Origin of the sequence: Ancylobacter novellus DSM 506 (assembly GCF_000092925.1) — a bacterium.
In the GTDB taxonomy this organism is placed as follows: Bacteria; Pseudomonadota; Alphaproteobacteria; order Rhizobiales; family Xanthobacteraceae; genus Ancylobacter; species Ancylobacter novellus.
Genome location: NC_014217.1, coordinates 4,415,753 through 4,429,061, shown reverse-complemented (window position 1 = coordinate 4,429,061; position 13,309 = coordinate 4,415,753). Strand labels below are relative to the sequence as shown.

General features: G+C 68.4%; 9 protein-coding genes. 6 read left to right on the top strand and 3 right to left on the bottom strand.

Going from position 1 to position 13,309, the window contains the following annotated elements; genetic code table 11:
• Positions 1–29: 29 nt before the first annotated feature.
• The 3 genes from moxG to SNOV_RS20845 form a co-directional block, all read right to left on the bottom strand.
• A complete protein-coding gene (gene moxG / locus SNOV_RS20855; protein WP_013168960.1) occupies positions 30–638 on the bottom strand; it encodes a cytochrome c(L), periplasmic in 609 nt (202 codons plus the stop codon).
• An 82-nt stretch (positions 639–720) separates the two neighbouring features.
• Positions 721–1,605 carry a methanol oxidation system protein MoxJ gene (moxJ, locus tag SNOV_RS20850; RefSeq protein ID WP_013168959.1) on the bottom strand — a complete coding sequence of 295 codons (885 nt, stop codon included), beginning with the start codon at positions 1,603–1,605 and terminating at the stop codon, positions 721–723.
• Positions 1,606–1,724: 119 nt separating this feature from the next.
• The gene (locus SNOV_RS20845) at positions 1,725–3,629 is read right to left on the bottom strand and encodes a methanol/ethanol family PQQ-dependent dehydrogenase (RefSeq protein WP_013168958.1); all 1,905 of its coding nucleotides are present in this window, start codon (positions 3,627–3,629) and stop codon (positions 1,725–1,727) included.
• 448 nt (positions 3,630–4,077) lie between these two features.
• On the opposite strand from SNOV_RS20845, the gene SNOV_RS23265 reads away from it, so the two are divergent.
• The 6 genes from SNOV_RS23265 to treY all read left to right on the top strand — a co-directional run bounded on the left by SNOV_RS23265 (position 4,078) and on the right by treY (position 13,229).
• Positions 4,078–4,620 carry a hypothetical protein gene (locus SNOV_RS23265; RefSeq protein WP_013168957.1) on the top strand — a complete coding sequence of 181 codons (543 nt, stop codon included), beginning with the start codon at positions 4,078–4,080 and terminating at the stop codon, positions 4,618–4,620.
• Positions 4,617–6,044, top strand: a complete 1,428-nt coding sequence (locus SNOV_RS20835; protein ID WP_013168956.1) for an ATP-binding protein — start codon at positions 4,617–4,619, stop codon at positions 6,042–6,044. The genes SNOV_RS23265 and SNOV_RS20835 overlap by 4 nt, the downstream gene beginning before the upstream one ends.
• Complete coding sequence (locus tag SNOV_RS20830; RefSeq protein WP_013168955.1) at positions 6,041–6,712, top strand: response regulator transcription factor; 672 nt, start codon at positions 6,041–6,043, stop codon at positions 6,710–6,712. Before SNOV_RS20835 ends, SNOV_RS20830 begins: the two co-directional genes overlap by 4 nt.
• Before the next feature lie 186 nt (positions 6,713–6,898).
• Complete coding sequence (gene glgX / locus SNOV_RS20825; protein WP_013168954.1) at positions 6,899–8,962, top strand: glycogen debranching protein GlgX; 2,064 nt, start codon at positions 6,899–6,901, stop codon at positions 8,960–8,962.
• Complete coding sequence (gene treZ, locus SNOV_RS20820; RefSeq protein WP_013168953.1) at positions 8,959–10,734, top strand: malto-oligosyltrehalose trehalohydrolase; 1,776 nt, start codon at positions 8,959–8,961, stop codon at positions 10,732–10,734. Before glgX ends, treZ begins: the two co-directional genes overlap by 4 nt.
• The gene (treY, locus tag SNOV_RS20815; RefSeq protein WP_013168952.1) at positions 10,731–13,229 is read left to right on the top strand and encodes a malto-oligosyltrehalose synthase; all 2,499 of its coding nucleotides are present in this window, start codon (positions 10,731–10,733) and stop codon (positions 13,227–13,229) included. The genes treZ and treY overlap by 4 nt, the downstream gene beginning before the upstream one ends.
• Positions 13,230–13,309: the final 80 nt, after the last annotated feature.

Below are 13,309 nucleotides of genomic sequence, written 5' to 3'. Positions count from 1 at the left end.
CGTTTCCACCCGTGTTGAGCCGGCGTGGTTCAGCCCGCCGGTCCGCCGCACGCCGCCGTCAGCTCCTCGGCTGGCTCGATGTGCTTGGCGTTCGCATTGAAGGGCGTGAATTTGCTGCGCTGTTCCGGCGTCAGCCAGGTCGCGCCCTTCGGATCGTCCTTGTAGAGGTGCCGCACCCAGGACATGACGAGCAGCATCTCGTTCATGTTCAGCGCGCCGTACATCGGGCCCATCTGGCCCTGCGCGCCGCCGAAGATCGTCTCGAACAGGCCCTGGTCGGTCTCGTTCTTCGGATAGGTCCAGTAGGAATCGTTCAGTCCCGGCCCGATCTTCCCCTCGGCATAGTGGCCGTGGCAGCCCGAGCACATGGACAGGAACAGCTCGTGGCCCTTGGCGAGGCAGGCCGGGTTCTCGTTGTAGATGTTCACTCCCGTCTCGAGGAACGTCTTCACCGCCTTGGTGTCGCGGCCCTCCTCCGGCGCCTCGGCGAGGTCGAGCGGCTGGCCGGTCACGGTGTTGGTCAGCATGATCGCGGCGCGGGCACCGAGATCCGTGAAACCAACCCCCGCCACACCGGCTCCGAGAGCGCCGGCCAGCAGCAGGACGGCGGCCTTCCTGGTCAGAACAGTCTTCTTCATCGAAACTCTTCACGTAGTGCCGGAGCTGGCGGGATCGGGAGCGGCGCCGGCACCGCGAAGGGCGCCGGCGGGCGGCAGGGTCTCAGGTGTTGGGATCGAGCAGCGGGATGCCTTCCTGCTTCAGGATCTCTTCGATCTGCGGCCGCGCCTTCTCCAGCGCCGTGTTGATCTCGGCGAGCAGGCCGGGATCGTTCTTGCGCACGCCGATCGCCTGGTCGTAGTGCATGTGGATCGGCTCGCCGTTCGGCTGGTCGATGTCCTTCGAGATGACGGTCATGCGCAGGGGCGTCGAGGACGTCTTCACATAGCGCGCGACCTCGGGGGCGAAGGCGATGCCGACATCGGCCTCGCCGCCCGCCACCTCGGTGACGATCCGGTCGCCGGGCACCTGGACCCACTGGTTGCGGCGCGACTTGAAGTTGACCAGCGAGTACATGTAGGCCGCGTTGTCCTCGAAGCGGCCGATGCGTTTCAGCATCGTCTCGGCCGGCGAGTAGAAGCGGACGGCGAAGCGCGTCTGGTCCTTGATCTGCTGGTCGTCCCAGGCGCTCGCGGTGATGTTGCGGTCGGCCTTGGTCACCAGCACGTAGCCCGTGCGGTAATAGGGCTTGGAAGTGAGCACGCGCTCGTCGCCGACGTCGACGCCCATCACCACGTCGCAGTTGTTCTGGTCGAGCTGGTCGCGGACCAGATAGATGCCGGGCTTGTCGTTGCGCACGAAGACCGGCTTGCGGCCCATGGCCTGCGCCAGCACCACCGCGACGCGGTCCTCGAAGCCGGAGGAATCGGCGGCGGAGAAGGGCGCCTCCACCGTCGAGGCGCAGATGCGCAGCTCGTCCGGGTTCCGACTGGCGGCCTTGTCCTTCTCGACGGTGGCCGCCGACGCGGTGCTCAAAAGGACGAGGCCCGGAAAAGCGAGGCCCGCAGCCAGAACGGCGAGACGGCTGACGGCGTGAAGCTTGGACATGATCGATCCTCCTGACGGAGCCGGCGGCCGGTTGCGCGCCTGTGCCGGAATGGATGAGGGCGAGCCGGCCGCCCGGAGCGCGGGGAGGAGCGCGACGGGCGGCCGGGGAAAGGGCGCGATCAGCCGCCGCTCTGGATCACGTTGGTGGAGTACTCGCCGACATTCGGGTCGTCATAGGGACCGTCGCCGTTGAGCGAGAACACCATCACGCCGCCACCCATCTGGGTGTAGTGCTGGAGCTGCTTGAAGGCGCCCACCGAGCCCAGGCCGGCGGTCGGGTCGTTGAGGTCGAACACCAGGCCGACACCCGGCCAGCCGCCGACGCCGTAATAGATGGCGACGTACTGCTTGCCCTTGTGGGTGTAGGTCATCGGGTGGCCGATCACGCCCGACGGCAGCTTGAACTTCCAGAGCAGTTCGCCGGTGTCGCTGTCGCGGGCCTTGATGAAGCCGTCCAGCGTTCCGTAGAACATCACGCCGCCGGCGGTGGCGAGCGTGCCGCCCCAGGCCGAGAAGCGCTCCATCACCTGCCACTTGTACTTGTTGTTGATGGCGTCATAGGCCTTGACCTGACCGAGCCCCTCATAGGTCTGGCGGTCGCCCTTCGGGCCCGGATACATCCACAGGGTCGCGCCGACGAAGAACTGGCCGGCACGGTAGGGAAGCATGAAGGGCTCCCAGTCCATGCAGATGTGGTTGATGCCCATGAAGAAGGACTTGCGCTCCGGATCGTAGGAGTCGTGGCCCTGATTGTGGTAGCCCATTGCCGAGGGGCAGATGTCGCGGCCCTTGTGGTCCATGCGGGTCGCGTATTCGGGATCGCGCTGCGGCAGGCCGGTCTTGAGGTCGACCTGCTTCACCCAGTTGACCGTATCGTCGATCTTGTCGGCCGAGATCAGGTCGCCATTCTCGCGGTCGAGCGTGTAGACGATGCCGTTGCGGTCCGGATGGGTGAGGAGCTTCCTCATCTTGCCGGTCTTGTCCTGCTGCTCGGAGAGCATCATGACGTTGACGCCGGCATAGTCCCATTCGTCATGCGGGGTCTTCTGGTAGCCGAACTTGGCCTCGCCCGTGTCGATGTCGCGGCCCCAGATGGTCATGGTCCACTTGTTGTCGCCCGGACGCATGGTCTCGTTCCACGGCGCCGGGTTGCCCGAACCGTAGTAGAAGAGGTTGGTGCCCGGGTCGAAGGCGTACCAGCCCCAGTTGGTGCCGCCGCCGATCTTCCACGCCTCGCCTTCCCAGGTCGCCTGGCCGAGGCCCTTCTGACCGTAATGCGGGTTGGCGCTGTTGAAGTCGGCGCCCAGCATCACCTGATCGTCGGGGCCGGTCGCGTAGGCGCGCCACTTCTGGGCGCCGGTGGCGATGTCGTAGGCGGTGACGTAGCCGCGCACGCCGAGCTCGGCGCCCGAGGAGCCGATCAGCACCGTGTCCTTGACCACGTAAGGCGCGATGGTGAGCGTCGAGCCGACCTTGATGTCGGAGTTCTCGAGCTTCCAGTATTCCTCGCCGGTCTTGGCGTTGAGGGCGACGACATGGCCGTCGAGCTGCGTCTTGATGATCAGCGGACCGACCGTGCCGTTGCCCGGCCAGTAGGCGAGGCCGCGGTTGACGACGTCGCAGCAGGCGACGGCGCGGGCCGTCGGGTTCTGCTTCGGCTTGTGCTGCCACAGGATCTTGCCCGGGTCGTCCAGCCCGACCGCGAAGGTCGTGTTGGGGAAGGGCGAGTGGATGTACATCACGTTGTCGACGACGAGGGGCGTGCCCTCGTGTCCGCTCAGCACGCCGGTGGAGAACGACCAGGCAGGACGCAATTGCTTGACGTTCTGCTTGGTGATCTGGTTGGCCTCACTGTAGTTGTTGGCGCTGTAGTTCTTGCCGGTCATCGGCCAGTTGTCGGTGTTCTTCGACAGCTCGACGAGCTTGTCGTTCGCCACCGCCGGCGCCGTGGCGCCGAGGCTGACCGCGGCCGCCAGTGCGGCGACGACGGTGAGCGCGGACGCCGAAGAGTGCAATCGGCTCATTGGACTTACCTCGCGTTTCCTATTCCCAGGCCGTTCCGCATCCCCGACCGGCTCGCGCCGGAAGAAGGCGGACTTCTTCGCTTCCCTCCGCACTCCCGCTCGCGGGGCATGCGCCGAAAGCTTTATTTCAAGTGCGGAGTGGAATTCTTATGATTCATTCAGAATGTTATTATTTGTCCGATTATTGTTTGCTGCGAAGACAATCCATGTCTCTAGGCAAGATGGAAATTCTTGCCGGGAACTTTTTCCCATCCACGGGGAGAATGCTTGAAGGAAAGCCGGAAGCCTTGTCCCAGGCGAAGAAAAGTGATTTTCTTACAGAGCCTTGGAAGGAGGGTCGCGACGGGTGTTTCGCCACCGGCAGGTTCTGCCGGACACCGTCGGCAGACTTCTTTCGAGCAAAGGCCGTCTCGGCCGACCCGCGCTCATAAGAAGTTCATAAGTATAGATGAACGTCGTTTCGCTTCCTCTCGCGCGTGCCCTGTTCGGCGCCGTCCTCGCCTTCGCCCTCGCCGGCTGCCCGGACGAGGGCGAGCGGGAAAAGCGCGAGCGGGTGGCGGCGCCGGCGAGCGACGCCATCGCCCGCAAGACCTGGCTGCAGCCGACCGACGGGACGGCGCCCGACGTCTGGCTGGCGAGCCGCGCGGCAGGTGCCGACGTGGCGCCGACCGACCCGGCCGTCGCGCCCTGGCACGCGCTGCTCGCGGATGCGGACGAGCGCTTCGGCGAGACCGACCGCATGATCGCCAACCGCGCCGTGCAGCTCGAGACCATGCTGGGCGAGATCGACGTCCGGGAAGGCGTGCGCGAGATCGTCACCGGCTTCGCCGCCCTTGCCCCGAAGGGATCGCGCAGCGGTTTCAGCGACCTGTGCCAGCACTATTTCAACCTGCGCAGCCAGGGTTCTTCGCGCGAGGCGGCCCTGGCGACGCTGCGCGCCGAACCGCACCGCGCGGCGGCGACCACGGCGCCGGAGGGAGGCACGCCATGAGCGCCTTCGTGCGCGAGCCCGGCTTCAGCTTCTGGCGCGGGCGCTCGCTGCGCTGGCAGGTGATGGCGGCGGTGATCGCGGTCAATCTCTGCGCGGCGCTGGTGGCGCTTTCGGTGATCATCGCCAATGCCCGCCGCGCCACTGAGGTGGAGATCCTCTCCTCGCTCGCCGTCGCCGAGCGCTTCGTCGAGGAGACGGTCGAGCGGCTGGATGCGCAGGGCGGCGGCTCGCTCGCCCAGTTGCCTCTGCACATCAGCGGGATGAGGCATGTGCGCATCCGCATCGAGGACGCGAACGGCAAGGTGGTCGACATCGCGCCGGCCGGCGACGAGGGGGAGCATGGCGAGACCGAGGTGCCCGGCTGGTTCACGGCCCTCGTCACGGTGGCCCGGGCGGAGCGCGACATTCCCGTGGTCGAGAACGGCCGGACCATCGGCCGGGTACGGGTGGCGGGCGAAGCCTCCGACGAGATCGCCGAAGTGTGGCAGGACACCTCCACCCTCGCTTTGCTGGCGCTCACGGTGAACATCGCCATCCTCGCCGCGCTCTACGTCGTGCTCGGGCGGCTGCTCATGCCGTTGCGCACGCTCTCCGCCGGCATGTCGGAGCTGGAGGCCGGCCGATTCGAGCATCGCCTGCCGGTGCCGGGGGTGCAGGAGCTCGCGGTGATCGCCGAACGCTTCAACGCGCTGGGCGCCGCCTTGAAAGTGGCGCGCGACGACAATGGGCGGCTTAACGAACGCCTCATCCGGGTGCAGGACGACGAGCGCCGGCAGATCGCCTCCGACCTGCATGACGAGCTCGGCCCCTGTGTCTTCGGGCTGCGCGCGAATCTCGAATCGGTCGACCGGCTGTCGGCCCGTGTCGAGCCGGACCTCGCCCAGCGGCTCGGCGAGCGCACGGCGACCATGGTCGAGATCCTCGACCGCATCCAGGGCCTCAATCGCCGGCTGCTGCGCAAGATCCGGCCGATGGCGCTCGGCCATGTGCCGCTGGTGGCGGTGATCGCCGACCTCGTCGCCGATTTCGAGAGCCACTCGCCGGGCCGGCGCATCCGCCTCGCCACCGAGGGGCTGGCCGAGCGCTATGGCGACAGCATCGACATCACCGTCTATCGCTGCGTCCAGGAAACCGTGACCAATGCGCTGCGCCATGGCGACGCCGAGAACATCGCCATCGTGCTCACCGCCGACCGCGGCGCCGGCCGGCTGAGCCTCGTGATCGAGGATGACGGTTCCGGGATGCGGTCCGGTGCGGCGCCCGGCTTCGGCCTCATCGGCATCGAGGAGCGCATCGGCGCGCTCGGCGGCAGCTGGCGCATCCGGCCTGCCACGCCGCACGGGACGCGCGTCGAGATATCCATCCCGGCCACCGCGGAAACCGGCGGCCGCCCCACCGTGACGAGAGAGGCTGCCACGACATGACGAGCGTGCTGGTGATCGACGACCACCCGATCGTGCTGCAGGGCTGCCGCCGTCTTCTGGAGGATGCAGGGGTCGAGAAGGTGCTGGAGGCGAGCACGCTGCTCACCGGCTACCGGCTGTTCCGCCGCGAGAAGCCCGACGTGGTCATCGTCGACCTCTCGCTGCAGGGCAACGGCCTGAGCGGCCTCATGCTGGTGCAGCGGCTGCGGGCGCAGAGCGCGCATACGCCGATCCTCGTCTTCTCCATGCATGGCGACCCGGTGATCGCCAGCCGTGCGCTGGAGGCGGGCGCCAATGGCTATGTGCTGAAGGACACCTCCTCCAGCGTGCTCATGGAGGCATTCGAGCGGGTGCGGCGCGGCCAGCCCTATATGAGCCACGACCTCGCCATGCAGGTCGCCCTGCTCGGCACGCGCAAAGCGACGCCGCTCGCCGACATCACCCCGCGCGAGTTGCAGACGCTGTCGCTGCTGGCCGAGGGCAAGGACTACACCAACATCGCCGCCGAACTCGGAGTCAGCTACAAGACGGTGGCCAATACCTGCTCGGCGCTGAAGTCCAAGCTCGGCGCCAACAGCCTGCCCGAGCTGGTACGCCGCTCGATCCAGTACCTCTCGACCTCACCGGTGAGCGCGGTAGGCCGCAGCCCGACAGGGCGGCTGTCCTAGCCTTATCGAGGGCCATACCGGCCTGTGCTGGCATAGGCGACCGCGATCGAGCGCGGCGCGCATCCCTGCGCGTTCCGGGCCTGCCGATCGTTTTCCCGGCTATTGCAAGATTGCCCGGCGACGGCGGAACGCCCGCCGGGCGGCACCGTTGTTGTGGCGTCCCTCCTCTCGAAGGTATCCGCCTCCATGCGCAAGGTGCTGCCCGGTTCGGCCTTTCCTCTCGGCGTCACGGTCGACGGGAGGGGGACGAACTTCGCGCTGTTCTCCGACAACGCCTCCGGCGTGACGCTCTGCCTGTTCGACCGCTACGGCGAGACCGAGCTGGAGCGCATCGACCTGCATGAATGCACCAACGGCGTCTGGCACTGCTATCTGCCCGGGGTCGGGCGCGGCCAGGTCTATGGCTGGCGCGTCCACGGCCCCTGGGCGCCGGAAGCCGGCCACCGCTTCAACCCCAGCAAGCTGCTGCTCGACCCCTATGCCCGCATGCTGGTGGGCGACATCAAATGGGACGACGCGCTCTACGGCTACACGATCGGCACCGGCGACGACGCCGACCTGACGATGGATGAGCGCGACAGTGCCCCCTTCATGCCCAAGGCGCGCGTGGTTGCCGGCACGCCGCTTACCGCCACCCAGCACCCGCGCATTCCCTGGCCGAAGACCGTTGTCTATGAGGGCCATGTGCGGGGGCTCACCATGCGCCACCCGCTCATCCCGGAGCAGATCCGCGGCACCTTCACCGCGCTCGGCCAGCCCGAATTCGTCGACTACCTCGTCAAGCTCGGCATCACCGCGCTGGAGCTGCTCCCCGTCCACGCCTTCGCGCAGGACCGCCACCTCGTCGACCGCGGCCTATCCAATTACTGGGGCTACAACACGCTCTCCTTCTTCGCGCCAGAGCCGCGCTATCTCGGCGAGGACGGGCTCGACGCCATCGGCGAGGCGGTCGACCACCTGCATCAGGCCGGCATCGAGATCATCCTCGACGTGGTCTACAACCACACCTGCGAGGGCAACCATCTCGGGCCAACGCTGTCCTTCAAGGGCATCGACAACGCCTCCTATTACCGGCTGCTGCCCGGCAACGGGCGCTACTACGATGACATGACCGGCTGCGGCAACGCGCTGAACACCGACCATCCGCGGGTGCTGCAGATGGTGATGGACTCACTTCGCATGTGGGCCTCGGTCTACGGCATAGACGGCTTCCGCTTCGATCTCGCCACCACGCTCGGGCGCCGTCCCACCGGCTTCGATCCCGGCCATGCCTTCTTCAACGCCATCCTTCAGGACCCGACGCTGGGCGGGCTGAAGCTCATCGCCGAGCCGTGGGACGTCGGCCCCGGCGGCTACCAGCTCGGGGCCTTCCCGCCCGGCTTCTCGGAATGGAACGGCGACTATCGCGACAAGGTACGCGAGTTCTGGTGCGGCTCGGAAGGGCTGCTCGGCAGCTTCGCCACCCGCTTCGCCGCCTCGCAGGACATCTTCTCGGAAGGCCGCCGCCGGCCCTGGTCGAGCGTGAACTTCATCACCGCCCATGACGGCTTCACCCTGCACGACCTCGTCACCTACAACGACAAGCACAATGAGGCGAATGGCGAGGAAAATCGCGACGGCCACGACGACAACAAGAGCTGGAACTGCGGCGTCGAGGGTGAGACGGACGATGAAGGCATCAACGCGCTGCGCCGCCGGCAGAAGCGCAACCTGATCGCCACGCTTTTCCTCTCCCAGGGCGTGCCGATGCTGCTCGCCGGCGACGAGCGCTCCAACTCGCAGGGCGGCAACAACAACGCCTATTGCCAGGACAACGAGATCGGCTGGGTCGACTGGTCGAACGAGGACAGCGAATTGCCGGACTTCGTCGCCCGGCTGGCGGAGCTGCGCAAGACGCACTCCTCGCTCTCCCGGCCGGAATTCCTCACCGGCTCGCGCAACGAGATGGGCCAGCCGGACGTCGTCTGGTTCAACACCGGCGGCGAGCGCATGCGCGAGGAGGACTGGGCCAACCCGCATTCCAAATGCCTGACCGTGCGCCTCGCCCCGGTGCTGCCGGATGAGCCTTCGCTGCTCATCATGCTGAACGCCTCGCATGTCGATGTGCGCTTCATCGCCCCGCCGGTGCGCTCCGGCCGCTGGGTGGCGATCCTCGCCACCGGTGGCGACCTCGAAGGCGCCAAGCTCGGCGCCCGCGCCCGCTTCACCCTGCCGGCGCGCACCCTCGTCGTGTGGGAGTGGCGCGCATGACGAGCCCCGCGCATCGCTTCGGTCCCGAACTCACGGCGCAGGGCGCGCGCTTCCGGTTGTTCGCGCCGGACGCGCGGGCCGTCGAGCTGGAGATCGAGGGCGGTGGGCGGCACGTCAGGCAGCGGGGCGACGACGGTTTCTTTGCCGTCGAAGTATCTGATGCCGCGCCCGGCACGCGCTACCGTTTCAACATCGACGGGCGGGCCGTGCCCGACCCGGCCTCGCGCATGCAGGCGGAGGATGCGGACGGCTGGAGCGTGCTCACCGCGCCGCCCGCCGCCCTGCCCCGCCCGTGGTCACGGCCGTGGCACGAGGCGGTGATCGCCGAGGTGCATGTCGGCACGGCGACGCCGGAGGGCACCTTCCGCTCGCTCGTCGATCGGCTCGACCATTATCGCGACGCCGGCTTCACCGTGATCGAGCTGATGCCGGTCGCCGATTTCCCCGGCGCGCGGAACTGGGGCTATGACGGCGTACTGCTCTACGCCCCCGACCGCGCCTATGGCACGCCGGACGACCTGCGCGCGCTGATCGACGCCGCCCATGAGCGCGGCCTCGGGATGATGCTCGACGTCGTCTACAACCATTTCGGGCCGAGCGGGAACTACCTGCCGCTCTATGCCAGCGCCTTCTTCCGGCAGAACCTAACGACGCCGTGGGGGCCGGCAATCGATCTCGAGAACGAGACGGTGCGCGCCTTCTTCACCGGGAACGCCGCCTATTGGCTCGCCGATTTCGGCTTCGACGGGCTGCGCTTCGACGCCGTGCATGCGCTGGCGACCAAGGGCGCGGAGACCTTCCTGCACGAGATCGCAGAGGCCTGCCGGGCGGTGCGGCCCGACGCCTTCCTGGTACTGGAGAACCATGACAATGTGGCCGGCTGGATGACGCGCGGCGAGCGCCTCTTCACCGCCCAGTGGAACGACGACTGGCACCACGCTTTGCATGTGCTCGCGACCGGCGAGCGGGCCGGCTATTACGCGCCCTATGCCGACGATGCGGTCGCGGCGGCCGGCCGGGCGCTTTCGGAAGGTTTCGTCTTCCAGGGCGAGCCCTATCCCGACGCGGACGGTCCCCCGCGCGGCGCGCCCTCCGGCGAGCTGCCGCCGGACGCCTTCGTCAGCTTCGTGCAGAACCATGACCATATCGGCAACCGGCCGCTCGGCGACCGGCTCGCGGCCTCGCTCGCGCCGGAGCGGCTCGCCTTCCTGCGCTTCGTGCTCATGCTCTCGCCGGAGATCCCCCTGTTGTTCATGGGCGAGGAGGCGCTGCTGCGCACGCCCTTCCCCTTCTTCTGCGACCTCAAAGGCGAGTTCGCCGAAGCGGTGCGAAAGGGCCGCCGCTCGGAATTCGCCGACTTCTTCGACGCGCATGGCGAGGCGAGCTTCCCCGATCCTCTGGCCGAGGCGACCTTCATCTTTGCCAAGCTGAAGCCGGAGGACTTCGCCACGCCGCAGGCGCGCGCCGAGCTCGACGCCTTCCGCCGCCTCGTCGAACAGCGCAGCAAGCTGGTCTGGCCGCTGACAGGAAGCCACTATCTCGGCGCCGAGCACACCCGCGCGCAGGACGCGCTACGGATCGCCTGGCGCTTTCAGGCCGGCACGCTGGTGATGGCGCTCAATGCCGGCACGCAGGCCGTGACGCTCGACCCGCCGACCGGGATCGCCGGCATGCCGGCCGCCGCCAGCATCGGTGCGGTGACACATGAGGCGGATGGACGACTTGCGCTCGGCCCCTTCGCCGCCGCGGTGTGGAGCCTCGCTTCCGCATGAGCCCCGATCTCCGCGCCACCTACCGGCTGCAATTCCACAAGGGCTTCACCTTCGCGGATGCCGAGGCGCTGGTGCCCTATCTGGCGGAGCTTGGCATCAGCCATCTCTACGCCTCGCCGATCACCCTCGCCGTGCAGGGCTCGACCCATGGCTACGACGTCGCCGACCCGACGCGGGTCAATCCGGAGCTCGGCGGCGAAGAGGGCTTCGAGCGCCTCGCCGCGCGCCTCGCGGAGCACGGCATGGGCGTGCTGCTCGACATCGTGCCGAACCACATGGCCGCCTCCAGCCGCAATCCGTTCTGGACGGAGATGCTGGAGCGCGGACCGGACTGCCCGGCCGCCAAGCTGTTCGACGTGTTCTGGGAACAGGGGCGGCTGCTGCTGCCCGTGCTCGGCGATCCCTTGCAGGCGACGTTGGAGGCTGGGCAGCTCTCGCTGCGCGCCGAGGAGAGCGGGCGCGTTGTCCTCGCCTATGCCGACCATGCCTTCCCGTTGCGTCCGGAAAGCGGCGCCGAGCTGCGCGCGGCTGCTGGCCTGAGCGACGCGCCTGCGCCGCTCGATGCCGAGGCCCGCGCAAAGCTGGACGCCGCCTTCGCCTCCGCCGATCTCGCCGCCATCCTCGACGCCCAGCACTGGCGGCTCGGCTGGTGGCGCATGGCGGCGCACGACCTGAATTATCGCCGCTTCTTCAACATCACCGATCTCGCCGGCGTGCGCGTCGAGGACCCGGAGGTGTTCGAGATCGTCCACCGCCTCCCGCTCGACCTCATGCGGCGCGGCCTGGTCCACGGCCTGCGCATCGACCACATAGACGGCCTCGTCGACCCCGCCGGCTATTGCGCGCGGCTGCGCGCACTGGTCGGACCGGACGTGCCGCTGGTGGTCGAGAAGATATTGGAGCCCGGCGAGAGGCTGCGCGACTGGCCGATCGACGGCACCACCGGCTATGAGCGGCTCAACGACATCAACGGCCTTTTCGTCGACGCGGACGGCTACCGCGCGCTGGAGGAGGACCTGCGCGCCCGCCACCTGCTCACCGATACGCCGGCTAAGCGCCTCGCTGACGCCAAGCGGCAGGTGCTCTCGACCAGCCTCGCCGCCGAGGTCGAGGCGCTGACCCGGCTCGCCCGCGACGGGCTCGACGCGGACATCGCCCGCGGCGACCTCACCGAGGCCGCGATCAGGCAGGCGGTGGTGGCGCTCATCGTCCACTGCCCGGTCTACCGCTCCTACGCGACATGGGACGGCCATGCGCCGGAGGACGAGGCGATCTGGGACGTTATCCGCGAGGCCATGGCGGCCGCCGAGGACCCACTGACCAATGCCGCCGGTGCGGTGCTGCTGGAGCGGCTGCGGCAGCCACACATCGACAGCGACCGGCAGTTCCGCCTGCGCTTCCAGCAACTCAGCGGCCCGGCCATGGCCAAGGGCTTCGAGGATACGGAGCTTTACCGCGTGCCGGTGCTGCTCTGCGTCAACGAGGTCGGCGGCAGCCTTGAGCATCCCTCGCGCGGCGTCGACGAGATCCACGCGCTCAACGCCGCCCGCGCCGCGACACAGGCCCGCGACCTCACCCCCCTCGCCACCCATGACACCAAGCGCGGGCCGGACACCCGCGCCCGCCTCGCGGCGCTGAGCTTCTGGCCCGACGACTGGCTCGGCTTTCTCGACGAGACGCGCGGGGCCTGTGCCGCGCTGGCGCGGCAGGAGGCGGGCCTCGCCCTGCCCGACCCGCTCGATCAGGTGATAATCCTGCAGACGCTGGTTTCCGCCTGGCCGATCTCGCAGGAACGCATCGCCGCCTATCTCACCAAGGCGCTGCGCGAGGCCAAGCGGCACACTGATTGGGAGACCCCGAACGAAGCCTATGAGCAGGCGGCACAGGCATTCGCAACGGCCATCGTCACGGCGCCGGAGGGCGAACCCGTCCTCGCGGCGATCGAGCGGCTGGTGGATCGGCTGGCGCCAGCGGCGCGCCTCGTCGGCCTCGCCCAAACCGTGCTCCAGCTCACGCTGCCGGGCACACCGGACATCTATCAGGGCACCGAGTTCCGCGACTTCTCGCTGGTCGATCCCGACAATCGCCGTCCGGTCGACTGGGACGCGCGCCGCGCCGCGCTGGAGGGAGCCGGCACACTCGCGCCGGAGGACCGGGAGAAGTTCGACGTCACCCGTCGCCTGTTGGCGCTTCGCCGCACCCATCCGGCGCTGACCCGCGGCGGCTACACCCCGCTGCGCCTCGCCCCCTCGCCCTGGCGCTGGTTCGGCTTCGAGCGGCGGACGGACGGCACCGCGGTGCGCGTCGTCGTCCCGACGCGGGTGCCGGATCCGGCTCACGGCGCGCCCCACCTGTCGTTCCGCGACGGCTGGGGCGACGAGGAATGGCGCGACCTCGCCGGCGCGCCGATCCGCTCCCCCGGCAGGTCGCTATCCGAACAATGGTCCCTCCTCGTCGCCGTTGCTGGTGATGTCTCGCCCGATCTGTCCGCCTGACCATTGCCGCCGGCGGCTTGGGCCGCCAAAGTCGGCACGGTGCTGCCGGTGGTGAACCTCTGAGCGGCTTTGCGAAGAGG